At 67.3% G+C, this 24,272-nt stretch carries 17 protein-coding genes; 8 read left to right on the forward strand and 9 right to left on the reverse strand.

Annotated features, from left to right (window positions below; genetic code table 11):
- Positions 1–709: 709 nt before the first annotated feature.
- Both AF335_RS15760 and AF335_RS15765 read right to left on the reverse strand, forming a co-directional pair.
- Positions 710–1,132, reverse strand: a complete 423-nt coding sequence (locus AF335_RS15760; RefSeq protein WP_102919015.1) for a hypothetical protein — start codon at positions 1,130–1,132, stop codon at positions 710–712.
- The gene (locus tag AF335_RS15765) at positions 1,129–4,488 is read right to left on the reverse strand and encodes an ALF repeat-containing protein (protein WP_194963161.1); all 3,360 of its coding nucleotides are present in this window, start codon (positions 4,486–4,488) and stop codon (positions 1,129–1,131) included. Before AF335_RS15765 ends, AF335_RS15760 begins: the two co-directional genes overlap by 4 nt.
- 598 nt (positions 4,489–5,086) lie before the next feature.
- On the opposite strand from AF335_RS15765, the gene AF335_RS15770 reads away from it, so the two are divergent.
- From AF335_RS15770 to AF335_RS15785, 4 genes are all read left to right on the forward strand, one after another.
- Positions 5,087–5,473 carry a hypothetical protein gene (locus AF335_RS15770; protein WP_102919017.1) on the forward strand — a complete coding sequence of 129 codons (387 nt, stop codon included), beginning with the start codon at positions 5,087–5,089 and terminating at the stop codon, positions 5,471–5,473.
- Positions 5,474–5,529: 56 nt separating this feature from the next.
- On the forward strand, positions 5,530–7,128 hold the full coding sequence (locus tag AF335_RS15775) for a S1 family peptidase (RefSeq protein ID WP_102919018.1): 1,599 nt from the start codon (positions 5,530–5,532) through the stop codon (positions 7,126–7,128).
- A gap of 324 nt (positions 7,129–7,452) precedes the next feature.
- Entirely contained in the window at positions 7,453–9,081 is a 1,629-nt protein-coding gene (locus tag AF335_RS15780) for an FG-GAP-like repeat-containing protein (protein WP_228772859.1), read from the forward strand.
- A 366-nt stretch (positions 9,082–9,447) separates the two neighbouring features.
- Positions 9,448–10,581 carry an acyltransferase family protein gene (locus tag AF335_RS15785; protein WP_170127707.1) on the forward strand — a complete coding sequence of 378 codons (1,134 nt, stop codon included), beginning with the start codon at positions 9,448–9,450 and terminating at the stop codon, positions 10,579–10,581.
- 73 nt (positions 10,582–10,654) lie between these two features.
- On the opposite strand, the gene AF335_RS15790 is transcribed toward AF335_RS15785, so the two are convergent.
- From AF335_RS15790 to ngcE, 6 genes are all read right to left on the reverse strand, one after another.
- Entirely contained in the window at positions 10,655–11,269 is a 615-nt protein-coding gene (locus tag AF335_RS15790; RefSeq protein WP_102919020.1) for an ALF repeat-containing protein, read from the reverse strand.
- 163 nt (positions 11,270–11,432) lie between these two features.
- Positions 11,433–11,765, reverse strand: coding sequence for a DUF397 domain-containing protein (locus AF335_RS36625; protein WP_102919021.1), 333 nt, complete (start codon positions 11,763–11,765; stop codon positions 11,433–11,435).
- Positions 11,762–12,610, reverse strand: a complete 849-nt coding sequence (locus AF335_RS15800) for a helix-turn-helix domain-containing protein (RefSeq protein WP_102919022.1) — start codon at positions 12,608–12,610, stop codon at positions 11,762–11,764. The genes AF335_RS36625 and AF335_RS15800 overlap by 4 nt, the downstream gene beginning before the upstream one ends.
- A 210-nt stretch (positions 12,611–12,820) precedes the next feature.
- Positions 12,821–13,687, reverse strand: a complete 867-nt coding sequence (locus tag AF335_RS15805) for a carbohydrate ABC transporter permease (protein ID WP_228772871.1) — start codon at positions 13,685–13,687, stop codon at positions 12,821–12,823.
- Between the two features lie 124 nt (positions 13,688–13,811).
- The gene (locus tag AF335_RS15810) at positions 13,812–14,729 is read right to left on the reverse strand and encodes a carbohydrate ABC transporter permease (protein ID WP_102919024.1); all 918 of its coding nucleotides are present in this window, start codon (positions 14,727–14,729) and stop codon (positions 13,812–13,814) included.
- Between the two features lie 85 nt (positions 14,730–14,814).
- On the reverse strand, positions 14,815–16,251 hold the full coding sequence (ngcE, locus tag AF335_RS15815; protein WP_102919025.1) for an N-acetylglucosamine/diacetylchitobiose ABC transporter substrate-binding protein: 1,437 nt from the start codon (positions 16,249–16,251) through the stop codon (positions 14,815–14,817).
- A 615-nt stretch (positions 16,252–16,866) separates the two neighbouring features.
- Between ngcE and AF335_RS15820 the strand changes: the two genes are divergently transcribed.
- The 4 genes from AF335_RS15820 (at position 16,867) to AF335_RS15835 (ending at position 22,999) form a co-directional block, all read left to right on the forward strand.
- A complete protein-coding gene (locus AF335_RS15820) occupies positions 16,867–20,763 on the forward strand; it encodes a GH92 family glycosyl hydrolase (protein WP_228772860.1) in 3,897 nt (1,298 codons plus the stop codon).
- A 102-nt stretch (positions 20,764–20,865) separates the two neighbouring features.
- Positions 20,866–21,894 (forward strand): FG-GAP-like repeat-containing protein, encoded by a 1,029-nt coding sequence (locus AF335_RS15825; protein WP_102919026.1) that lies wholly within the window; start codon positions 20,866–20,868, stop codon positions 21,892–21,894.
- Between the two features lie 75 nt (positions 21,895–21,969).
- Positions 21,970–22,818, forward strand: a complete 849-nt coding sequence (locus tag AF335_RS15830; RefSeq protein ID WP_102919027.1) for a helix-turn-helix domain-containing protein — start codon at positions 21,970–21,972, stop codon at positions 22,816–22,818.
- Complete coding sequence (locus AF335_RS15835; RefSeq protein ID WP_102919028.1) at positions 22,802–22,999, forward strand: DUF397 domain-containing protein; 198 nt, start codon at positions 22,802–22,804, stop codon at positions 22,997–22,999. The genes AF335_RS15830 and AF335_RS15835 overlap by 17 nt, the downstream gene beginning before the upstream one ends.
- Here the strand turns inward: AF335_RS15835 and AF335_RS15840 are convergent.
- Complete coding sequence (locus AF335_RS15840; RefSeq protein WP_184743310.1) at positions 22,977–24,221, reverse strand: zinc metalloprotease; 1,245 nt, start codon at positions 24,219–24,221, stop codon at positions 22,977–22,979. The two genes, AF335_RS15835 and AF335_RS15840, sit on opposite strands and share 23 nt — an antisense overlap.
- Positions 24,222–24,272: the final 51 nt, after the last annotated feature.

Below are 24,272 nucleotides of genomic sequence, written 5' to 3' on the forward strand. Positions count from 1 at the left end.
TGAGGCGACGCCGGGGCCAGAAGCCCGGAGCCCGGAGCCCGGACAGCACTGTGAGGGGGGAACCGGCACCTCGGCGGCGCGCACTGCAGGGGGCCGAACGACAAGATCGCTCGTACGCCGGTCCGCGAACGAGGCCAGAGCCTGATCGGCGGCCTATGGGGGCGGGACGCAGGCTGGGCAAGGCACGCACCTCCGCCGGCCGCTCATCCCTCCGACCCCGGCCGACAAGTGAGCCTCGTCGGCGCCTTCACGGCAAAACTGAAGCCCTGCCAGTTCCTGGCAGGGCTTCAGTTGGGTTCATGCGGCCTTGGCTCTAGGACTTTCTTGTTCGCCCGAGCCTCGAACTGACCGTCCTCAAGAAACTTCCTCATGACTTCACCTTGGCATATCCTTCATGACCACTTCACCTTCATGGATCCGGCAACTGTAGTGACGGCCAGGCATCTTGATCCACCGTATTAACTCAGGGCCAAAACATCCGACCTGCAGACCGACTGCCATCACAGCGGCACCCTTCCGCCCGAACGACTCAAACCCTGGCACCAGAAGTCGAGTTACCGGCCCGGACTGGGACTTGACAAAGGAGCCGGGCTAAGCACGGAAACATCGGAGAACACCTGAGGCGGCGCCCTCTTTCGGGACACCGCCTCAGGTGTTTCATTTTCGACCGGGAGTACCAGATCCGGTCACTGACCCCGGAATCACCCCCCTAGGAGGACCTCTTGAAGGTGAAACCCTTTACGGTGTCCGCATTGAAGGGCATGCATAGCCCGTCCCTGGCACCCTTCCCACGTATCTCCATCCACGTGCCCACGGTGGAATGGGCAGCGTCGCCAAGAAAGAGGTGAATCTCCTGGTCGCCGAGTTTAGGTTTCTTCTCAAGCGTCCAAGTCCCCTCACCGGTGAACGGATTGACAGGCTCGTGGTCATCGGAGAAACCAGCAGGAACCCCGACCGCGGTAAGCGTGCCGTCCTCACGGAAGGTCAGCCGAGCTCCCCGACTGCCGTACCAGGAGCCGACAATCTCGCTCCGTTCAGCCGAGCCGTCCGGCTCGTACAGGTAGAGGAAGGCTGCCACACCCGCCATCAGTAGCGCACCGAAGGCGGCCAGTAGTATCACGATCTTCTTCATTGGGCATCCAGGGTCTCGATCCAGCTTGCCTGCTGCGTCTTAGTCCGGAGCGGCCCGTTGATCTTATTGGCCAGATGGTCGAGCGGTCCACCTACGTACTTCTCCATCGGCTCTCGTATGTACGGGAGATGAGTCAAGGACGAGATGGTAGTCGGATTCGTGACAGTGATCTTCACTTCAGATTTCCCGGTCCGAGTATCGCGCGAGAGGACCTGGAAGTCATAGGTGTACGTTCCGACGAAGACGGAAGTATCGGTTCCGTACTTTCCATTGGTCCACCAATTCTGAATGACCCCGGACCGACCGGCCGATCTCAGGTATTCGAAGTCGGTAATGAACCGGCCGACACCTTCAGATTTGTAGACATTGTAATCACCACTGCCAGATTCCGCGTTATGTTTGATTTGTTCAAGGATTTCAGCACGGACCTTGTCCATCGAGTGGTCCCCGCGGAGTTCCTTGGTGAACCTGTCTCCCGGCCCGTAGGTGTCCACCTTCCTGCCGGTTCCGGTCAGCCACTGGACTCCGAGCCAGAACGCGCTGGGGGAACCGGTCTTGGAATTGTCCGACAATGCCAGCCGCATGTTCTCGAGCTGCCATCGTTCGATGTTCGACAGCATGGCCTCGGATGCGCGGGCCACCTCCGCCTGCGCACGGCGCAGCGCCTCTGCCTCTGCGACCTTGATTTCGTAGGCATGGATGGCGCCTCGGTGGGCTTCTTCGGCGGCTGCGGCGTCCTTGCCTGCAGCTTCGGCCGAAGCGCGGGCCGCACCGGCGGAAGCGTAGGCCGCCTGTGCTGAGCCGCTTGCCCGTTCAGCGGAGAGCATGGCCCGTGTCGCGGAGTACTCGGCCTTGGCGGCGTCGTCCTCCGCTGCTGTCGCTGCGGCGTCGGCCGTCCGTGCGGACTTGGCAGCCTCGGCTGCCGATGTCTCGGCCTGGTTCGCGTAACCATCAGCCTTGGTGGCGAACTCCTTCGCCACGCCGGCTGCCTTCAGAGCCTCGTCGGCATAGCGCTGGGCCTGGTCGGCGGCATCGTTGGCCTTGACCGCGACGACGGCTGCCTCGGCAGCGTCCTTCTGCGCGGTGGCCGCGGTTCCGGCGGCTTCGGCGATGAGCTGCTCGACGAAGGCGACGTGCGTGGCGGTGAGGTGGTCGCTCCGGGCGGTCGAGTACTGCCCGACCTGGATGAACTCGTGGAGAGCCTCGTCAGTTCCTTGCAGGGCGACCTTGGCCATGGCTTGCGTCTCGGGACCACCGCTGCCCATCAGCTGAGTGGCACGGATGCGGTCATCGGTCACTTGCGCGGCGTACTGACCTTCACGGAGGAAATCGACGAGCTTACCGACCGATCCGTCCCTCAGTGCCGTCTGGGCGGCACTCTTGAGTTCAGGGCCCCCACTGCCCATGATCTGAGTGACCCGCACCCGGTAGTCGGTCCGCGCGGCCTCATAGCCACCGGTGCGCAGAAACTCGCTGATCGTCTTCGCGTCCCCCTTGAGCGCCTCGGCGGCGGCTTTCCGGAGGCTTTCGTATTCGCTGTCGACCGCGAGGACCTGAACCTGCGCGCGTTCGTCCTGCGTCGCGGCCTGCTGCCAACCGGTGCGCAGGTAGGACCGGACGGCTTCGTCGGAGCCGGTGAGCGCGGTTTTGGCGGCAGCCTGGCTCCAGGGGCCGCGGGTCTTCATCGCGAGGACGGCGACCTTGCGGCCCTTGGCCGCCACGTCCTTGACGTCCGTGCCGGGCTTGGCGGCTTCGGCGGCCAGACGCACGGCCTCCTCGTCGAGGTCCTTGGTGGCCTTTTCGGCTCGGTCCGCGGCATCCTTGCCCAGGGCCTGGACGTTCTTCTCCGCCCTGGCCTGCTCGATGCCGGCAGCGGTCCTGGCCTTGAGCCCCTCGGCCTCGACCTTCGTGGCCACGTCGTGGACCTTCTTGGCCGTTTCGACCGCGTCGGTCGCCTGGTCAGCCGCTTCCTTGGCCGCCTTGGCGTGGGCGGTGGACTCCTTCGCGGCCGTCGCCGCCTCGCCCGCGTGCTTCGCGGCCTCCCTCGCGGCGGTCGCCGCCTTCCTCGCGTGCCCGGCAGCGCTGGTGGCCGCTGCGCGCGCCTCTCCCGCGGCGCTCGCGGCCGCGTAGGCGAGGTCCCGTGCCGCAGTGGCGGCCCGACGCGACTCACGGGCCTGGCTGCGTGCCGTCGCCGCCCAGCTCTTGGCCCGGGAAGCTTCGGCGCTCGCCCCGCCGGCGTAACCGGCGGCCTCGTCGGCGGCATCCGCGGCAGCGTCGGCGTTGGAGCTGGCACCGGCGGCGGCGTCAGCTGCCGCGCCGGCCTCCTTCGCGGCGATCTCCACCTGCTTGGCGGCCGCCGCGGAAGTCTCCGCCGCTTGGGCAGCGGCGTCGGCGTCCTCGGCGGCCTGTCGCGCGGCCGAAGCCATGCCGGCATTCGCCGCCGCGCCGGCTGCCGCGTCACGGGCCCGCGAGGCGGCGGCAGCGGCGGCCGAAGCGGCGGCCGCGGCGTTGGCAGCGGCCGAAGCAGCCATCCGGGCAGCGTAGTTGGCGGCCTGCGCGGCTTCGATCGCTTCCTGCGCGGCGGATGCGGCGCGCTGTGCCGCGTCCGCCGCACGCCCTGCGGCGCCCGCGGCCCGGCCGGCGTCCTTGCCCGCCGCCTGGGTCTCCTCGGCGGCCGTCTTCGCCTGCTCCTTGGCCAGCTCGGAAGCCTTCACCGCACGCTTGGAGGCGTCCTTGGCCGCGTCGGTCTGCTGCTTGGCCACGGCACCCGCGGTCTTGGCCCGCTCAGCCAACTGGCCAACAGTCGCCCGTTCCTGATCCCGGGAAAGGGCGACGTTCTGCCCCACTGCCAGGAACTCGCGGACGTCGTCCGCCGAGCCCCGCAGCGCCACTTTCGCGGCTTCCTTCGTCGCCGGACCGCCCGCGCTCATGATCTGGGTGACCTTGAGCCGGTCGTCGTTGTCCCGGGTCGAGTACTGGCCCGAGTCGAGAAACTTCCGGATGTCGTCGATCGAGCCGCGCAGCGCGGTCTGGGCGGCCTCCTTGGTCGCGGGGCCACCCGCTTCCATGATCTGCGTGGTGCGGATCCGCATGTCCGTCTCGAACGGAGCCCGCCAGCCGTCCTTGAGGAAGGCGCGCAGTTCCTCCCGTGAACCGTGCAGTGCCTTGTAGGCCGCCTCACGGACGGTCACTCCACCCGCGGTGAAGATCCGTGTCGCGTTGATGCGCTCGTCACTGAGTTCGGCGAAGTCCTTCTCGCTGCTGAGGAACTTGCGGACGTCTTCGTCGGTACCTATGAGCGCGGCCTCGGCCGCGGCCTTGACCGAAGGGCCACCCGTCGTCCACAGCTCCACCACACGACCCCGGTCCGACGCGGCCGGATCCTGCGCCGCTGCGGCAGGGACCGCTCCGAGCAGGCCCATGAGGAGGGACAAGGGCAGCAAGGCCAGGCACAGCAGACGTCTGCCGAACCCTTGCCTTCTCTCGGCCCCCGTCAAGGAGAGTTTATATCTCACATCAGTTCTCTATCGCTAGTTTCATAACACCGGCATTCGGCGCCGCGAGCATAGACCCATTGATCGACTCCGGCGGTCGATGATGGCCAAAATTTCCCCTGCACGACCGAGCGAGGGGCGACACCCCCAGCTTGGTCGTCATGAACATGACATCTATCTACTTGAGGTAACCCGCTTATTTGCAGGGCTCTACAGCCCTACACTCGGTCAAGCAACAGCAAAATCAAACGGCATGGTAGGTTTCTTGCCGTCGACTTTATCTTGTCGTTATGCACAGCTATTTCCGCTGCATATCCCCTGGAAGGATTCTCTGGTGATATCTCGCGCGCGTAGAAATCTGCTCGCCGGCGTTATCGGATCCATCTCCATAATCGCCTCCGGCACACCCTCTGTAGCTGCGGTCTCGACCGGGCCGGACGAGACCCCCCTACCTTCCGCCGTGGAGACCTTCGAGTACCCGAACGCGGCGAAGATCCTCAAGGAGCAGGGCATCGCGCTCCGCAAGGGCGACGGGCACATCCTGCTGGCCGACTGCAGGGTTTCCAAGGACATCCAGGTGATGACCTCGATGGATCACCCTGGCCAGACCGAGCGCGGCCTCTACTGCTTCAAGGTCACCGGCACCGGGAAGACCGGCTACCTCTCCCTGGAAATCCCCAAGGTCTACAACATCATGACCGGTGACGTAGCGGTTCGGGCCAGCCTCACCGCCGAGGGGCAGACCCAGACCGTCACTGTCCCCAAGAACGACGGCAAGGGTGTCGGAACGGGCGGCACCCCGCCGACCGCACCCACGGTCCTGGTCGAGCTCCGTGTAACCGGCTGATCGAAAGATCCTCCCGGGCCACTCTTCAACCGCTCAGAACCAGACAGGAAAAGCACATGTTCGCCAGACGACCCCGCGCAGCCATGGCCGCTGGGCTCCTCGCCTCCACCGCCGTAGCCGGCCTGCTGACGGCCACTTCCGCCGACGCCGTCGTGGGCACGGCGGCCAAGGACGGCACCTACACCTTCACTGCCAAGCTCGACATCGGGGCCGGACAGCGCAGTTGCTCGGCCGCGCTGATCGCGCAGCAGTGGCTGGTCACCGCCGCCAGCTGCTTCGCCGACAATCCGGCCCAGGGGTTCAAGGTCGCCGCGGGCGCGCCCAAGTTGAAGACGACGGCCACCGTCGGGCGCACCGATCTCACGCGCGATGCCGGAAGTGTCGTCAACGTCGTCGAGCTCGTTCCGCGCGAGGACCGTGATCTGGTGCTTGCCAGGCTGGAGACCCCGGTCCCCGGCGTCGCTCCCGTGGGAGTCGGCTCCAACGCCGCGCTGCCGGGCGAGGACCTGTGGGCCTCCGGTTACGGGCGCACCAAGGACGAGTGGGTGCCTGACCGTCTGCACTACGCGAAGTTCACTGTCGGATCGGTCAAGGACACCTCCCTCGGCCTCTCCGGCAAGTCCGACGACGCGGTGCTCTGCCAGGGCGACACCGGAGGCCCCGCCTTCCGGGACATCGGCGGCCGCTACGAACTGGCCGGCATCCACAGCACCTCCGGGCAGGCCGGCTGCTTCGGCACCGACGAGGCCGAGACCCGCAAGGGCGCCACCGACACCCGCGTCGACGACATCGCCGCCTGGATCCAGACCACCACCGCCCCCCGGGACCTTCTCAAGGGCAAGAAGTGGACCGACGCCAAGCACCTGGTCCCCGGTTACTTCACCGGCGGCGCGCCCGGCGGCAGCCGGCACATGGACCTCTTCGTCACATGGGCGGACGGCTCGGCCAGCCTCTTCCAGGGTGCCGACAACAACGACCCGAAGTACCCCTTCACCGCCGAGCACAAGATCTCGGGCAGCGGTTGGAAGGGCGCCAAGACCGTCTCGGGCGGCAACTTCGCCGGCAGTGGTTCCGACGGCCTGATGGTCAGCTGGGAATCGGGCGAGGTCACCTGGTTCTCCCACGTCGACCAGAACGGGTTCAGCAAGGAAGAGCAGCTCAGGCCCGCCAACACGACCTGGAAGGAATACGCCAAGCTGACCGCGGTCGGCAAGTACACCGGCAACGCTCTGCGTGACGACGTGCTCGTCGTCTGGCAGGACGGCTCCATTTCGCTCTTCCCCGACCTTGGCACGAACAAGCTGAAGGGCGAGATCCAGCTGCAGAAGGCGCTGCCCGTCGGAACCTACATCGCGCAGATCAGTGCGGGTGAGTTCACCGGCAAGGCGACCTCCGACCTCCTGATCCGCTGGAAGAACGGTGCAGCCAGCATCTTCCCGGGCGTGACCCCCTCGGCCAAGCCGTTCCACGACGAGATCCCGTTCCGTCCCGTCGATTCCGCATGGAAGAACACCCTGTCGGTTACGGCAGGAGCCTTCGCCGCCAACAACCGTCCCGCCGACGTCCTGGTCCGTTGGAACGACGGCAACCTCGGCCTTTACCCGGCCGTGGACACGGCCGGTACGCATGGCGAGGTCGATCTCCTCCTCCAGTAAGACGGGCCGTGTCGGCGGCCTCGGGACACATCGACGGGAGATCCCGGCCGTCGCCCCGGACCGCTGTCCGGGAATCGACAACAGCTTCCGAACGGGCTTGGCACGGCTCGAGCCGTGCCAAGCCCCTCAGCCGCGCAGGCATTGCCCCGGCCGGAATCAACCCGCTCGGTCCATCTGAGGAGTCCATGACGCCGTCACGGTGGAGCATTTGATTCCGGTTGCCCGGAGCAGACATGGCAGAAAGACGTTTCTTTGTTCAAGAGATCTCACCACCATGCCGGGGAATCACGTCCCGGCACCCCGGTTCGGCTGGCCCGGTGCGCCTTGGCCACAGCACTGACGGTCGGCGCACTGGCGACAGGTGCCCCCCTCGCGGCCGCCGCCACCGCGAAAGCGCCCGTACCGTCGCCGAGGCCCAGCACCAGCGGCGGACCGGCGGCGGCTCTGGCGGCGGCTCCCGACGCCTTCGCGAAGAACTGGAAGGTGCCGCGGCTCGCCGTGATGCCTCTGGGCGACTCGATCACCCATGGCGCCGGCAGCTCCAACGGCGCCGGATACCGCGACGACCTGTGGAGTCAGCTCGCTCCGCATACGAGCAATCTGGACTTCGTGGGGTCCCTGCGGAACGGCAAGCTGCCGGATCCCGATCATGAGGGGCACTGGGGCTGGAAGATCGGCGGTCTGTCCGCCAACATCGACCGATGGCTCCCGGCGGCGAAGCCGAACACGGTGCTGCTCCACATCGGCACCAACGACATGCACGACGACTATCAGGTGGACACGGCCCCCCGACGCCTTGGGGAACTCGTCGACAAAATAACGTCGGCGGCCCCCGACATGACCGTACTGGTCTCCTCGCTCGTCCCCTCCAAGGACGCCGGAACCCAGCAGCGCATCGAGCGGTTCAACGCCGTGATCCCTCAGCTGGTCGCAGAGCGCAAGGCCAAGGGCCGGCACATCGGCTTCGTCGATATGAGCGCCGTCACCACCCAGGACCTCGACGACGACCTCCACCCCCGGGACAGCGGCTACGTCAAGATGGCGGACGCCTTCTACAACGGGGTGGCTCAGGCGGCGGCCGACGGCTGGATAAAGCAGCGTGTGGACATCAAGCCGGGAACCCCTGCCCGTAAGGCGACGCCCGGGGATTACCGGATAGACATCAACGGCGACGGACGAGCCGACTACCTCGTCGTCCAGGACAACGGCGTCGTCAACGCCTGGATCAACAACGGAGGCACCGGCCACGGCGGCTGGAGCGAACAAGGCACCTTCGCCACCGGCGTCGGCGAACCCGGAAGCAAAGTCCGCTTCGCCGACATCAACGGCGACGGACGAGCCGACTACCTCGTCGTCCAAGACAACGGCGTGATCAACGCCTGGATCAACAACGGAGGCACCGGCCACGGCGGCTGGACCGAGCAAGGCACCTTCGCCACCGGCGTCGGCGAACCCGGAAGCAAAGTCCGCTTCGCCGACATCAACGGCGACGGACGAGCCGACTACCTCGTCGTCCAAGACAACGGCGTGATCAACGCCTGGATCAACAACGGAGGCACCGGCCACGGCGGCTGGAGCGAACAAGGCACCTTCGCCACCGGCGTCGGCGAACCCGGAGACAAAGTCCGCTTCGCCGACATCAACGCCGACGGCAAAGCCGACTACCTCGTCGTCCAAGACAACGGCGTGATCAACGCCTGGATCAACAACGGAGGCACCGGCCACGGCGGCTGGAGCGAACAAGGCACCTTCGCCACCGGCGTCGGCGAACCCGGAGACAAAGTCCGCTTCGCCGACATCAACGCCGACGGCAAAGCCGACTACCTCACCCTCCAAGACAACGGCGTCGTCAACGCCTGGATCAACAACGGAGGCACCGGCCACGGCGGCTGGAGCGAACAAGGCACCTTCGCCACCGGCGTCGGCGAACCCGGGCACAAGGTACGGATCTAGGGCCCCGAGGGCAGCAGCGTGACAGAGGTTCGCGTCACGCGGCAGTGACGGTGACCAGGCGTCCGTCTCCCGACGTGCAGGGGCCATGACCCCTGGAATTCTGTGACTGCAATGTCTCATGCAGTGACCATCTAGCCTATAAGATGAGCGCTTCATGCCCATTCGTTCCACAGCCGACGCCCGTCTTGGGCCGATTCGGCCATGCCCTATATCACCTTGTTCCGCCCGACGCACGTCGGGCGGAACCCAGGCGTCTTCGCGAGCCCTGGAGATCGCACCTTCATGGCCGCGCCACGCCCTCGCAAGGCCCTACGACGCAACCGACGTCACGGGATTTCGCCTGCTCGTCACCTGGGATAGCTGACAGTGAGTCTGATAACCCCCACCCCTACCATCAAGCAGTCCGACCGGCCCCCTGCCTCACGGGTGCGCCTGGACTCGCTCACTGGTCTGCGGTGGTACGCGGCGCTACTCGTCGCCTGTTTTCACTTCGCCTACGAGGAGGCGTCCACCGGCACCTCGCTCCACGTCTTCAGGTTGAAGGAGATCGTCTACGCCGGCCCCTCCGCGGTGTCCTTCTTCTTCATCCTTTCCGGGTTCGTGCTCGCCTGGTCGGCACGCCCCCGTGACACCGTCACCGGATTCTGGCGCCGGCGCTTCGCCCGTATCTACCCGAGCCATCTGGCGACCTTTTGCGTCGCCGTGCTGACGATGGTCTGGATGGGCAAGGAACTCGACCCCCGTATCGCGCTGGCGAACCTGGGGCTGCTCCAGTCCTGGGTGCCGAACCGGAAGGACTGGTGGTTCGGCTACAACGGTGTCTCCTGGTCACTGAGCTGTGAGTTCCTCTTCTACCTCTCGTTCCCCTTCGTGGTGAAGCTCGTCCGGCGGTTCTCCCACCGCGGACTGTGGGCGACGGTGGTCGTAGGGAATCTGGGCGTCATCCTGGCCCCGCTGTACATGAAGTCCATCGAGCGGGCAGCCGACCTGGACCCCAAGTTCCTGCTCTACGTCTTCCCGCCCACACGGCTGATGGAATTCGTGATCGGTATCGCCGTCGCCCTGCTGGTGAAGAACGGCGCCTGGCGTGGCCCCGGGCTGACCGCCAGCCTCGCGCTCGCCGTCCTGGTCGTTCTCGGGCCGACGCACGTCATGCCCTTCGACTTCCACTGGGCCGCCGACACCGTCATCCCGTACACCCTGACCATCGCCGCGGCCGCGCGCGCCGACGCGCTGGGAGAGCCGTCTCCTTTCAGGAACCGGATCAACGTGTACCTGGGTGAGGTCTCGTTCGCCTTCTACCTGGTGCACGAGATCGTGATCTTCAGCCTCGACCATTTCCTGAAGTCCCACCACCTCAAGGTTCCCCTGACCCTGCACCTGGGCCTGTTCCTTGCGGTGTCCTTCGTCGGCGCGGTGCTCGTGCACGAGTACGTGGAGAAACCCGGCGTGAAGCTGCTGACCCGCAGCCGCAAGAAGTCCAGACCGATCACGGTCTGACAGCAACGGGCTTGGAGCCCCGACAGATCCGTCGGGGCTCCAAGTGGGCTTGTCCGACCTTCAGCCCCAGGCTTTACTTGTCTTTCGCGCGGGCCGTGTACTGGCCGTCTGCAAGGAAAGCGATCCGATCCGCCGGAGTACCCTTCAAAGCCGCCTTGGCCGCTTCCTTCACCGAGGGGCCTCCCTGGCCGAAGATCCGCGAGACCAGAATCCTGTTGTCGTCGTCCCGTTCCATGTACTGCCCCCGCTCAAGGAAGGCGACCCGGTCCTCCGGGGTCCCCTTCAAGGCCGCCGCACCGGCTTCCTTCACTCCGCGCCCGCCCGACCAGTAGATGACCCGCGAGACCTCAACCCTGTTGTCGCCGTCCCGGGCCTCGAACTGGCCCGTCTCGAGGAACTTCCTCATCTCAGCGGCAGTGCCGTTGAGCGCGGCCTTACCAGCTTCCTTGACCGAAGATCCCCCAAGACTGATGGTGCGCAGGATCTCAGCCTTGTCCTTCGCCGCCTGCTGGTCCGTGCCGGCAGGCTCTTCGTCCTGCTGCCCGGCGACCTGGGCCGACCGAGCGGACAGGGCCGAAGCCGCGGTGTCCGCAGAGGCCGACGAAGCGAGCAGCACGGCCGGAGCGATGGCGGTCGCTGTGACCACCGCAGCTATTCGAGACAGTCTCACCTTGACATCGCCTTTCATTACATTTCGTCTTCACCTGTTGACTAAGTGTAGTGAAAATTAGGCACCTTGATCAACTGATTTATTCCGATAGCCGACCTCACGTCCGACGGCGAACGGGCGATGCTCTACCGAACGCGACCGCCTGTCATCACACCCGAGACGGCGGTCCACCGTGCAAGCTTCATGGCAGATTCCTTGCACAGAGGGCGAGTTCCGCTGCCCGCGTGCGTACGTACCGGAGGAACGCGGACCACACCCCCGCAGACAAGGTCAGCACCGTCACCGGCCGGTCGCTCTCGCGCAAGTAGAAGCGGCTGTCCGGGGTACCGGCCGCCTCCAGGCACTCCGAGCCGCCACCGCTGCCCGAGAAGGACGAGCGCTGCCAGACGGGCGTCCCGTCGGGAGGGTCTTCCGCGGTGGGAACAGGGTCCGGAGCCGGAGCAGAGGTCGGGTCGGGAACGGGAGCCGGGGACCGGGCGGGGGCGGGAACCCCTTGCCGCCCGCAGTGGTTCATGGCCCGACCGCCAGTTTTTTGAGCGTTTCCAGTGAGTTCGCGGGGTCCAGGGCCGCGTTCCTCAGCGTGTCGAAGAGCGCCCGGTAGCGCTGGACGTCCTCGTCCTTCTCCAGGTAGGCCGCACCCGCCAGGCTGTCCATTATGACCACGTCCATCCCGCTCGGGAGCAGCCCGTAGAGGACGAACGGGCCGTCCAGCCCGCCGTGCACCCCCGCGCTGAACGGCATCACCCGGATCCTGGCCCGCCCCGCCTCCGCCAGGTCCGCGAGGTGCCGCAGCTGGCCGCGCATGACCTCGTGTCCGCCGACCTCCGCGCGCAGCACCGCCTCGTAGACGAGGGCCGTGAGCTCGGGCGCGTCCGGCTTGTCGAGGACGGCCTGCCGGGTGGTGCGGGCCTCGACGCAGCGCTCGGCCTCCGTCTCGTCGTAGTCGTGCCGGCCGCCGCGGAACAGCGCGCGCATGTAGTCGGGCGTCTGGAGGAGGCCCGGGACGAGGACCGTCTGCCAGACCTGGACCGTGACCGCCTTCGCCTCCAGGTGCGCGAGATCGGCGATGCCCGGGAGGGTGCTGCCGTAGTGGTTCCACCAGCCCTGCCGCCGGCCCTCCTTGGCCATGTCCACCAGGGAATCGATCAGCTTCGGGTCCGTCACCCCATAGGCGCTCAGCAGCCCGCGCAGTTCGAAGGGACGGATGCCGTTGGTGCCCGTCTCGATCCGGCTGATCTTGGCCTGGCCGCACTCCAGTGCTTCCGCGGCCTCCTCACCCGACATACCCGCGGCTTCTCTGAGCTTCCGGAGCTCCGCTCCGAGGCGCTTCTGGCGGATAGTGGGGGGCTTCTGCGGCATGACAATCCTCCCTTCCTTTGGGAGGAGAGTCTGCCTGCACCCACCCGATGAGCACAGTCACTCACAGGGGCGAAAGCCCGTGGAATTTATGCACTCACGGTCGATCCGGTTCCGGTCGGGCGGCCTGGGGAATTGGGCATGAATACGAGCATCGAGCGGGTGAACGGGCCCACCGGCCGTAGTGCGACCGGTGAGGCCGGACCGTACCCCTTACTTCAGCGCCCCCGCCGTCAGCCCCGCCTGCACCTGCCGCTGGAACACGATGTACGCCGCCAGTACCGGCAGCATCGCGATGACGAGCCCGGCGAAGAGACCCGACCAGTCGCCCTTGTATCCCTGGCTGACGGCCAGCGCCACCAGGCCCTGGGGTAGCAGCTTCTTATCCTCGTCGCCGACATTGAGCACGGCCGGCAACAGGTACTGGTTCCACTGGCCCAGGAAGTTGAAGATGCCCACGCTGATCAGCCCCGGCTTCGCCATCGGCAGCATCACCTGGAAGAAGGTCCGGGTGTGCGAGGCACCGTCGATGACCGCCGCTTCCGCGATCGAGCTCGGCAGCGTACGGAAGAAGCCGCTCAGGAAGAAGATGGTGAACGGCAGCGAGTAGGCGATGTAGACGAGAATCAGGCCGTGGTAGGTGTCCAGCAGCTGCATGTTCTTCATGACGAAGAACAGCGGGACCAGCGCGAGGATCACCGGGAAGCTCATCCCGCCCACGAAGAGGTAATAGATGAAGCGGTTGCCCGGGAATTCGAACCGGGCGAGCACATAGGCCGCCATCGACCCGAGCAGCATCGTGCCGAAGAGCGAACCGGCGACCACGATCACCGAGTTGAGGAAGTAGTCGCTCATGTGCGCCTGGGACCAGGCGCGCGACCAGTTGTCCAGGTGCAGGCTGGAGGGCAGCGCCCAGGGCGAGGTGAAGATGGACTTGTCGTCCTTGAAGGAGCTCATCACCGCCCACAGCAAGGGCAGCGTGACCATCAGCCCCCATAGGATCAGCACCCCGTGCGAGAAGACGTTGAGAACGCCGCCCTCGCTCCCCTGCCGCCCCTTGGGGGAATCGACGCCCGGCAGGGGCGAATCGGCGCCCGGCAGTTCCCCGGGCCCTTCCGGCGCGGTCGCGGTCACGGTGCTACCCCCAGGCCGATCGAGTAAGAAATGATCAAGTGGACCGGCCCGGCCGGACTTCGCCCCGCCATCAGAACTCCAGCCGTTCGCGCCGCCCCAGCTTCATCACCACGCCCGCGAAGATCATGGTGACGATCAGCAGCGCCACACCGAGCGTCGTCGCATAGCCGGCCTGGCCGTCCCGGAACGCCTTGGTGTAGAGGAAATAGGCGAGGACTTCGGTGGAGTAGTCCGGTCCACCCGGCCCCACGGTCATGATCTGGACGACGGCGAATCCGTCGAGCGCCATGATCCCCATATAGACCCAGCCGGTCTGGACCGTGTCCCACAGCAGCGGCAGCGTGATCCGGAAGAACGTCTGGACGCGGTTGGCGCCGTCGAGGAGCGCCGCCTCGTAGAAGTCCTTGGGGATCGAGCTCATGCCCGCCGAGAACAGCACCACGTAGAACCCGACGTTGCTCCACACCATCACCGCCATCACGCACCACAGCGCGAGCTGCGGGTCGCCCAGCCAGTCCGGCTGTACGGAGCCCAGGCCGATCGCCTTGAGGAAGGAGTTCAGGGCCCCGCTGTTGGGGTTGTAGGCGAACTGGAAGAGCAGCGCGACGATGGCGATGGAGAGGACCTGCGGGAAGAAGTAGATCACCTTGTACAGGCCCGAGCCGCGGACGCCGGCGACCGCGGCGTTCTTCCGGCGCCTGCCGCCGACGTTGAGCATAAAGGCGAAGAAGAGGCCGAGTCCCAGGGTCACCAGCGGCAGCACCAGAAGGAGCAGCACATTGTGGCCCACGGACTTCCAGAAGACATCGTCCTGGAACATCTTCCGGTAGTTGTCGAAGCCCACGACCTCGAAATCGGGACTCAGCCCCGTCCAGTCGGTGAAGGAGTAGTAGATGGCCTGGACGAACGGCGAGATGACGAAGATCCCGTAGATCGCCAGGGGCACGATCAGGAACCCGACGATGAAGCGGTACTTTCCGTGCTGCATTACCACCGACCCCGATCTGCCACCCCTGGTCCCACCACCGCCGGCATCGCGTGCCCCGGGCCCTCGCCACGCCGGCGAAGGCGGCTCACTTGTGCTTGTACTTCTTGACGGAGCTGTCCTCGCGGGTCTCGTCCGAGAATTTCTGGATCTTGGCGATGGCCTCGTCCGGGGTCATCCGGCCGGCCATCATCTCGCCGATCGCGGCGACGCCGATCTTCTCCTTCTGCAGGGCGACGTACCAGTCCTGGATCCGCGGATTGACCACGTTCCGCCCGGCCTTGGTGAGTGCTTCCTGCGAGGAGGCGAGGCCGGGCGGCAGGGTCAGGCCCTCGGTCCCGCCGTTGAGCGAGGTGAGCGAGGAGACCTGCTTGATGAAGTTCTGCGAGGACTTCTTGCCCAGCATGATGCGGAGCAGTTCCATTCCGCCCTGCGGGTTCTTGGCGTTCTTCGGCACGATGAAGGGCTCGCCGCCGGAGGCCCAGATGGTGCCGAAGGGCAGCTTGTCGGTCTTGGCGTCGAGGCTGGACGGGGCGCCCACGGCCAGCTTGAAATCGGCCGGGGTGGTCTTCTTGGATTCATTCTCCACCCATGAACCGTTGGGGATGAAGAGCGCCTTCCCCTGGTTCCACGCGGTCTGCGATTCGATATGGGTGAGACCCGGGGTGCCTCTGAGGATGTAACCCTTCTTGTAGAGCTCGTAGTACGCCTCGAAGGCCGCCTTGACGGCGGGGTCCTTCCAGGCGTTCGGCTCCAGGTTGTCGATCCGGTCGAGGACCTCACGGCCGCCGATCTTGGCGATAAAGGGGTAGAGGCTGAAGGGCAGGTAGTACGGGTACTTGCCCGGGTACGTCCAGCCGGCGATCCCCTTCTTCTTGGCCTTCTCGCAGAGCGCGAGCATCTCGTCCCAGGTCTCCGGGTACCGCGCGTCCAGCTTCTCCAGCGCGGTCCGGGAGTACCAGACGCCGTAGACCGTGTAGGCGTAATAGAGGATCCAGGTCTCCTCGCCGTCGAAGCGGCCCATCTCGACGACGCCCGGGCGCAGGGTGTCGCGCACCTTCTTGGCCGGGTCGTCGATGGACGGCGCGTCGAGCAGGGCGTTGAGGTCGGTCAGCTGCTTCTTGCCGACGAGGGTGCCCATGTCCATCTGTTTGGCACCGGAGTTGTCGATCAGGTCCGGCGGGGTGCCGCCGTTGAAGCGGGGCTGCAGCTGGGTCTGGATCTCCTGGGTGGCCCCGTGCTTGACCCGGGCCTTGGGGAACGCCGACTGGTACGCCGCCTCGGCGTCCTTGGCGTACTGCTGGCCAAAGCCACCGTCGAAGATGACGACGTCGAGCGCCGCCGTCTCATTGACGGCGAGGGGGTTCTTCCCGGTCTTCTGCCCCTTGTCGGCCTTGTCGCTCTTGTCGCCACTGTCACCGCTGGCGCACGCGGTCAGGACGCTCACCGACGGGACGGCGATCAGGCCCACGGCCACCGCCCGCTTGATCAGGTCACGCCGACCGAACTCCGAGGTGGATCCCATGCTCAAGTCCTCGCCTTCTCCAGGACTCAGGCGGTGTGGCGGTCTCCCCTTGTGAACTTCCATCGACGAAGGGCCCGACACCGCGGGTCAGTTGAAGCTTGGTGTGCTGGGTGTGCACCGGGTTCGGTGAGCTTCGAGTGTGACCTGTCCGTCCACCGCTCTCCCCCGGATCCGCCGCGGCGGCCTGCGACCGTCCCGGATGTGCGACAGGTATAGTCCACGCTCCATCAACTGGGCAAGATCGGGAGCGTCTTTACCCGTCAGTCTTTCCCTAGTTGAGACCTCCCCACCGGAGTTTCGCCGGGCGGTCCGCAGGGGTCCGTAGAGTGCTCCACCGACCGTTCCGCCGGCTGTTCCGTACCCGTTCCACCGACTGCTCCGGCCCGTTCCGCCGACTGTCCCACGCCCGTTCCGCCGGCCTCCCCGGACTTCCCCCGAGCGCCTTCCTCCGAGCGTCCCCGCGCCTTCGGGGAACACCTCCGCGGCGGATCGCCACCGGGGGCTCCCACCGCGCGACACCAACTTCCGAACCCTTGACACCACTGGCGTCTCACGCACTACTTATCTCTGCGCGACACAGGAGACAACGTTGTCAGTTTCCTTGGGAGGCATGGCATGCGGCACGGACAGCGATACCGGCCCTCCGGCCGCCCCCTGCACCGCCGGCGTAACCTCACGCGCTCCCTGGCACTCCTCGCCGCCACCGTGATGCTGACGGGCCTTCAGGGCACCCAAGGGGCCCCCGCGGTGAACGCTTCGGCCGTTCGGGCCAACGCCCCCGCCGAGCGCTTCTTCTCCTCCTTCGAGGCGGGCGAGCCCCGGCCCGACTGGACCGACACCGTCGAGACCGACCCCACCGGACGCAAGCGCTCCGCCGGGGTCGACGGCCAGGACACCAGTGGCATCCCCGGCAGCGTCATGGACCGCGTCACCGCCGTCCGGGCGAGCGGGGAGAACAGCGGGGCAGGTGAGACCAAGGAGAACCTGGTCGACGGCGAGCCGACCACGAAGTGGCTCACCTTCGAGCGGACGCCCTGGCTGGAACTGGACGTCGCCGAGCCCGTCCAGACCGTACGGTACGCGCTGACCTCCGCCAACGACGCCCCCGCCCGCGACCCCCGGGACTGGACGCTCCAGGGCTCCCAGGACGGCCACACCTGGACCGCCCTGGACACCCGCAAGGACGAGAGCTTTGAAAAGCGCCTCCAGACAAGGGAGTTCTCCTTCGTCAACACCACCCCCTACCGCCACTACCGGCTCGATATAGCCCGCAACGGCGGCGCCGACCTCACCCAGCTGGCCGAGGTCCAGCTGGCGACCGGGGACACCGGCGCCCCGCCGCCGCCCGAGATGCGCAGCCGCGTCGACCGGGGCCCCACGGGCTCCCCCACCGCCAAGGCGCGCGTCGGCTTCACCGGCACCCACTCCCTGCGCTACGGGGGCACCCACCGGGCGGCCGGCCGTGGCTACTCGTACAACAAGGTCTTCGAGGTAAACCTCCGGGTCACCGGCCGGACCCGGCTGGCGTACAAGATCTTCCCCTCGATGCCGGAGCCCGACCCCCGCTATCCCGCCACCCATGTCGCGGTGGACCTCGCCTTCACCGACGGCACCTATCTGAGCGACCTCGGCGCCCTCGACCAGTACGGCGCGCCGCTCACCCCGCGCGGGCAGGCCGAGGCGAAGACGCTCTACGCCAACCAGTGGAACAACCGGGAGTCGCACATCGGCGCGGTCGCCGCGGGAAAGACCGTCGACCGCGTGCTCATCGCCTACGACGCGCCCGCCGGCCCGGCGAAGTTCCGCGGCTGGGTCGACGACATCTCGCTCGCGCCCGCGCCCGCGGAGCGCCCGCCGGCCCATCCGGCGGACCACGCGGTCACCACCCGCGGCACCCATTCCAGCTCGGGCTTCTCCCGGGGCAACACCTTCCCCGCCACCGCCGTCCCCCACGGCTTCAACTTCTGGACCCCGGTCACCAACGCCGGGTCGACCGACTGGCTCTACCAGTACGCGGCCGGCAACAACGCCGACAACCTCCCCACCCTCCAGGCCCTCGCCGCGAGCCATGAGCCCAGCCCCTGGATGGGCGACCGGCAGACCTTCCAGATCATGCCGTCGGCCGCCGCGGGCGTCCCGCCCGCCGGACGCGCGGCCCGCGCCCTGCCCTTCCGCCACTCCGACGAGACGGCCCGGCCGCACTACTACGGCGTCACGTTCACCAACGGCCTCAAGGCCGAGATCGCGCCCGGCGACCACGCCGCCATGATGCGCTTCACCTATCCGGGCGAGGACGCCGGCGTCGTGCTCGACAACGTCAAGGACCGGGGCGGGCTGACCCTCGACCCCGAGCACGGGGTGATCACCGGCTGGTCCGATGTGAAGAGCGGGCTGTCCGTCGGCGCCGGCCGGCTCTATGTGTACGGCGTCTTCGACGCGCCGGTCACGGCGAGCGGCAAGCTCAAGGGCGACCACGGCGGCCAGGACCTCACCGGCTATCTGCGCTTCCGGCCCGGCCCGGACCGTACGGTCACGCTGCGGATCGCGACCTCCCTCATGGGCGTCGACCAGGCGAAGGCCAACCTCGACCAGGAGATCCCGGAGGGCACCTCCTTCGGCCGCGTCCACGACCGCGCCCGCGCCGCGTGGGACGAGGTCCTCGGCCGTGTCGAGGTCGAGGGCGCGAGCCGGGACCAGCTCACCACCCTCTACTCCAACCTCTACCGCCTCTACCTGTATCCCAACTCCGGCTTCGAGAACACCGGCACCCGGAGCCGCCCGCAGCACCGCTACGCCAGCCCCTTCTCCGCGCCCGTCGGCGAGACCACCCCGACCCGTACCGGCGCGAAGATCGTCGACGGCGAGGTCTACGTCAACAACGGCTTCTGGGACACCTACCGCACCACCTGGCCCGCGTACTCCCTCCTGTCCCCCAAGGGCGCGGGAAAGCTCGTCGACGGCTTCGTCCAGCAGTACAAGGACGGCGGCTGGATCTCCCGCTGGTCCTCCCCCGGCTACGCCGACCTGATGACCGGCACCAGCTCGGACGTCGCCTTCGCGGACGCCTACGCCAAGGGCGTCGACTTCGACGCCGAGGCCGCCTACGAGGCCGCGCTCAAGAACGCCACGGTCGCCCCCACGGACCCGGGCGTCGGCCGCAAGGGCATGGAGACCTCCGTCTTCCTCGGCTACACGAGCACCGCCACCCGCGAGGGCATGTCCTGGGCGCTGGAGGGCTATCTCAACGACTTCGGGCTCGGCCGGATGGGCGAGGCGCTGTACGAGAGGACGCACAAGGCCCGCTACAAGGACGAGTCCGCCTATTTCCTGAACCGCGCCCGCAACTATGTGAAGCTCTTCGATCCCCGGATCGGCTTCTTCCAGGGCAAGGACGCGGCCGGCGGCTGGCGGCTCACGCCCCAGCAGTACGACCCCCGCGTCTGGGGCCATGACTACACCGAGACCAACGGCTGGAACTTCGCCTTCCATGCTCCGCAGGACACCCGTGGCCTGGCCAATCTCTACGGCGGCCGGGCCGGCCTGGCCAAGAAGCTCGACACGTTCTTCGGCACCCCCGAGACGGGCACGCCGGAGTTCGCCGGCTCCTACGGCGGCGTCATCCACGAGATGACCGAGGCCCGCGACGTCCGCATGGGCATGTACGGCCACAGCAACCAGGTCTCGCACCACATCACCTATCTGTACGACGCGGCGGGGCAGCCCTGGAAGACGCAGGCGAAGGTCCGCGAGGTGCTGTCCCGGCTCTACCTCGGCAGCGAGATCGGCCAGGGGTACCCGGGGGACGAGGACAACGGCGAGATGTCGGCCTGGTACCTCTTCAGCGCCCTCGGCTTCTATCCGCTGGTGATGGGCGGCGGCGAGTACGCGATCGGGTCGCCGCTGTTCACCAGGGCCACCGTCCATCTGGACAACGGCCGCGACATCGTGGTGAAGGCCCCCCGCAACAGCGACCGGAACGTCTACGTCCAGGGGCTGCGGGTCAACGGCAAGAAGTGGAACTCGACGGCCCTGCCGCACTCCGCGATCGCCGACGGCGGGACGCTGGAATTCGCCATGGGCCCCCGCCCCTCGGACTGGGGCACCGGCCGCGGCGCCGGCCCCTCGTCCCTCACCCACGACGACAAGGTGCCCGCGCCCCGGAGCGATGTGACCGCCCAGGGCGGCTCCCCGCTGACGGACGACACCTCGGCCACGTACGCCTCCTTCACCACGGCCGCCCTGGAGGTCCCGTCGGCCGCGCGGGTCGGCTCGTACACCCTCACCTCGGCCGAACGGGCGAAGGCGCCGGGCGGCTGGGTCCTGGAGGGTTCGAAGGACGGCACCACCTGGACGGAGGTCGACCGGCGGGTGGGCGAGTCCTTCTCCTGGGACCGCCAGACCCGGGTCTTCGGGGTGCGGCATCCGGGCGCGTACCGGCACTACCGGCTGACGCCGGAGGGCGGCGAGAGCACCCTGGCCGAGGTCGAACTTTTGGGGACATCTTCAACATAAACGTGATTGACAGGTAAAGAAATTGTGAAACGATCAACGTGATCCAGTGGCGCGCCCCGAACGGGCGCGCCACTCTTCACTCTTGACTCACTGGAGACCTACGTGGCTCACTCTTCCGACCGCACGCGCGGCGTCGCCCTGCGCCGTCTCGCGACCGTGGCGATAGCCGCCGCCCTGGTCGGCACGACCGCCGGACAGGCCCTCGCCGACAACCCCGCCCCCGCGAAGTCCGCGGCCGAGCGGGCGGCGAAGCTGGCCGGCACCACCTCCGCGAAGCACCGCTCCGAGGCCCTGCGCGGCGAGGCCAAGTCCGGCGACTACCCCAAGTCCGGCGCCACCGCCCCCAAGGCCCCGCGTCTCGCGGCCCCCCGCTCGGTCAAGGCCGACGGCCCGTCCGCCGAGGCCCCGTTCTTCCCGCTGAGCGCCGTCAACTCGAACGAGCTCTTCTTCTACTGGCCTGACGGCAAGGGCGGCATCACGCCCAAGGAGTACGTCACCGACGGCTGGGACAAGATCAACGCCGCCGCGCGGGTCGACCACGACCGCAACGGCACCTCCGAGGCCCTCTACGTCCGGGACCTCGACCAGAACATCATCTTCGCCACCGCCGACAAGGGCGCGGCCGTCGTCGCCGACGACTGGGGTCAGTACGACCAGTTCATGTCCCCGGGCAACCTGGGCGGCGGCAAGGAGTCCGACATCCTGGTCCGGGACCGCGAGGGCGTCCTGTGGCTGTACCTCGCCAACCCCGACGGCACCCTCTCGGGCCGTAAGAAGGTCGGTCCGGGCTGGGGCCAGTTCACCGAGATCGCCGGCCGTGGCGACCTCACGGGTGACGGCAAGACCGACATCGTCGCCCGCGACAAGGACGGCGTGCTGTGGCTCTACAAGGGCACCGGCGACTACACCAAGCCCTTCGAGTACAAGCAGCGCATCGGCGGCGGCTGGAACCAGTTCAACAAGCTGGTGGGCACGGGTGACGTCGACCTGGACGGCAAGGCCGACCTGATCGCGCGCGACAACGACGGCGCGCTGTGGCTGTACCGCGGCACGGGCCGTACGGACCAGCCGTACGACTACAAGGTGAAGATCGGCAACTCGGGCTGGAACCAGTTCCGTCTGCTGTTCTGAGACGTGACGTCCTGACGTAACGTCACTGCACGGGATCGCCCTCACGGGACGGAACTCCGGGGCTACGGTGGGTAGGTGACCACCCAGCCCAGGAATACCGACCCGTACAGCGATCCCCGCGCGTTCTACGGGGCCGAGCTGCGGCGCCTGCGTGAGGCTGCCGGCCTCACGCAGGAGCAGCTCGGCCATCGCGTTTTTTGCTCCGGGTCGTACATCGGCCAGTTCGAAGTGGCGATCAGACGGCCGCAGTTGGAGCTGTCGCAGCTCCTGGACGATGTGCTGGACAGCGGCGAGCATCTGCAGCGGCTGTGCCGACTGGCACGGAATTCGAAAGTCGCCGACTACTTCGCCGACGCGGCGGATCTGGAACAGCGCGCTCGGCTGATCAGCGAGTACGTTCCGATGTGCGTACCGGGCTTCCTGCAGACGGAGGCATACGCACGGGCAGTCACATCAGCGGCACTGCGGTTCTCGCCGCAGGACATGGTGGACCAGTTCGTCCGGGCACGGATGGAACGTGCCCGGCTGCTCGACGGCTCGGACGCGCCCGTCTACTGGGCCATCCTGCACGAATCGACACTCCGCGTTCCCGTGGGAGGTCCTGCGGCGATGCACGAGCAGCTCTGCCACCTCGCCGAAACGGTCCGGTCCCGCCGCAACGTCGCACTCCAGGTGATGCCGTTCGACGCAGGGGCCCACCCGTTCATGACCGCTCTGGTCTCGTTGATGAACTTCGCCGACGCGCCGCCCCTCGTCTATACGGAAAGCGCCTACACAGGACACCTCGTCGAGGATCCTGCCCTGGTCGCCCAGTACCAAGCGGCCTACGATCTGGCCAGGGCCGTCGCACTGTCGCCGGAGGCGTCCCTCGCTCTGATCGAGTCGGCGGCGAAGGATTTCGCGACCCATGAACAGCGTGCGTGACCTCAATGCAGCGGACTGGCACAAGTCGTCCTACAGCAACGGGTCCGGCGGAAACTGCGTAGAAGTCGCCCTCAGGATCCCCGGATTCGTTCCCGTCCGCGACAGCAAGCGTCCCGACGGCCCCGTCCTCCGCTTCCCACCCACCGCGTGGGCGGCCTTCATCCGGCAGTACTCCTGGTAGCACGCCGGACGAGCGCCCGTACCGGCCGCCCCAGCACCAGGGCGAGCCCCGCGATCGGCAGCGTGAGCAGCACGATCTGCACACACGCCGAGACCAGGCCGAGGACCGGGTAGCCGGAGGTTCCCGCGTTCCCGATCAGCTGGTCGATCGCCTGCCAGTCCGTACGGAGCAGCTGCGGGAGGTTGAGCAGCACCATGCCCAGTTGCAGTGTGAGCGCGGGCACCAGGAACAGGACCCACGCCGCGACCACGATCTGCGGCCATCGCTTCAGCGCCTTCAGGCGCTCGTCCTCCGGGCGCCGGAGGACGACCCGCTTCAGGATCGGTCCGATGTACTTGAACAGGTCGGGGATCCCGACCAGGTCGGCCACGATGTAGTAGCCGTCGAACCGCAGCGTCGGCAGCAGCTGCTGGACCATCTCCACATGCACGGAGAAGATCGCCACCAGCAGGAGCGGGCCGCCGGTCACCTCGTACAGCGCCAGCAGGCCCAGCACGAAGAGCGCGTTGAAGTAGACGCCGCCCAGGTCCGCGCGGATCCGCCCGGCCCGGCCGAGCCGGTAGGAGCTGGTGATGTCGGTGTAGAAGGCGGGCCACACCAGATAGATGCCGCAGCCCATCGCGCCGGGCCGCACCCCGCCGTAGCGGCAGGCCGCGCCGTGGCCCATCTCGTGGAACACGCAGGAGGCGACGGCCAGGAGGACGACGAGGAGGACGTCGGCCGGGGAGGAGAGCACGGACCGCAGCGCGGCGCCCGTGTCCTGGGTCATCCACAGCCACACCTCACCGAAGGCGAAGGCGCCCAAGGCACTCAGGACCGGCAGCGGCCGGAACAGCCACGAGAACAGCCCGGCCAGGAGCCATGTGGCGCGCTCCGGCAGCACCGCCAGGCGGAACCGGAAGGCGAGGAACGGATCGCTCTTCTGCGCGGGCGGGGGCGGTGAGCCGTCGCTGTACGTCGTGATGCCGAGCGGGGCGAGCTTCTTGTCGATGACGTAGACGACGTGTTCCGCCGTGAACCGCCGCCCGGTCTCCCGGCTGAGCCCCTCGGCCACCCGCTCCACGGGCCGGCCGTCCAGTGCCCGGGCGACCTGGTACAGCAGAGGGGGGAGCCGGACGATCTGCCCGTCGGGCCGGCACACCAGGTGCGGCGGCTCGCGGTAGCCGGAGTCCTCGAACTCGCCGACAAGTTCCGTACCGGCCACCAGCGCGGGCAGCGCCATGCTGCGCCCTCCGTAAGGGACGTGCGTAAGGGACGTGCGTAAGGGACGTTC

The sequence above is a fragment of the Streptomyces eurocidicus genome, from assembly GCF_002891295.1.
Lineage (GTDB): Bacteria > Actinomycetota > Actinomycetes > Streptomycetales > Streptomycetaceae > Streptomyces > Streptomyces eurocidicus.

Coding starts and splice junctions, on each gene's coding strand:
- AF335_RS15760 (WP_102919015.1), bottom strand. CDS start 1,132: ATGAAGAAGATCGTGATACTACTGGCCGCCTTCGGTGCGCTACTGATG.
- AF335_RS15775 (WP_102919018.1), top strand. CDS start 5,530: ATGTTCGCCAGACGACCCCGCGCAGCCATGGCCGCTGGGCTCCTCGCC.
- AF335_RS15790 (WP_102919020.1), bottom strand. CDS start 11,269: ATGAAAGGCGATGTCAAGGTGAGACTGTCTCGAATAGCTGCGGTGGTC.
- AF335_RS36625 (WP_102919021.1), bottom strand. CDS start 11,765: ATGAACCACTGCGGGCGGCAAGGGGTTCCCGCCCCCGCCCGGTCCCCG.
- AF335_RS15800 (WP_102919022.1), bottom strand. CDS start 12,610: ATGCCGCAGAAGCCCCCCACTATCCGCCAGAAGCGCCTCGGAGCGGAG.
- AF335_RS15810 (WP_102919024.1), bottom strand. CDS start 14,729: ATGCAGCACGGAAAGTACCGCTTCATCGTCGGGTTCCTGATCGTGCCC.
- ngcE (WP_102919025.1), bottom strand. CDS start 16,251: ATGGGATCCACCTCGGAGTTCGGTCGGCGTGACCTGATCAAGCGGGCG.
- AF335_RS15820 (WP_228772860.1), top strand. CDS start 16,867: ATGCGGCACGGACAGCGATACCGGCCCTCCGGCCGCCCCCTGCACCGC.
- AF335_RS15835 (WP_102919028.1), top strand. CDS start 22,802: ATGAACAGCGTGCGTGACCTCAATGCAGCGGACTGGCACAAGTCGTCC.
- AF335_RS15840 (WP_184743310.1), bottom strand. CDS start 24,221: ATGGCGCTGCCCGCGCTGGTGGCCGGTACGGAACTTGTCGGCGAGTTC.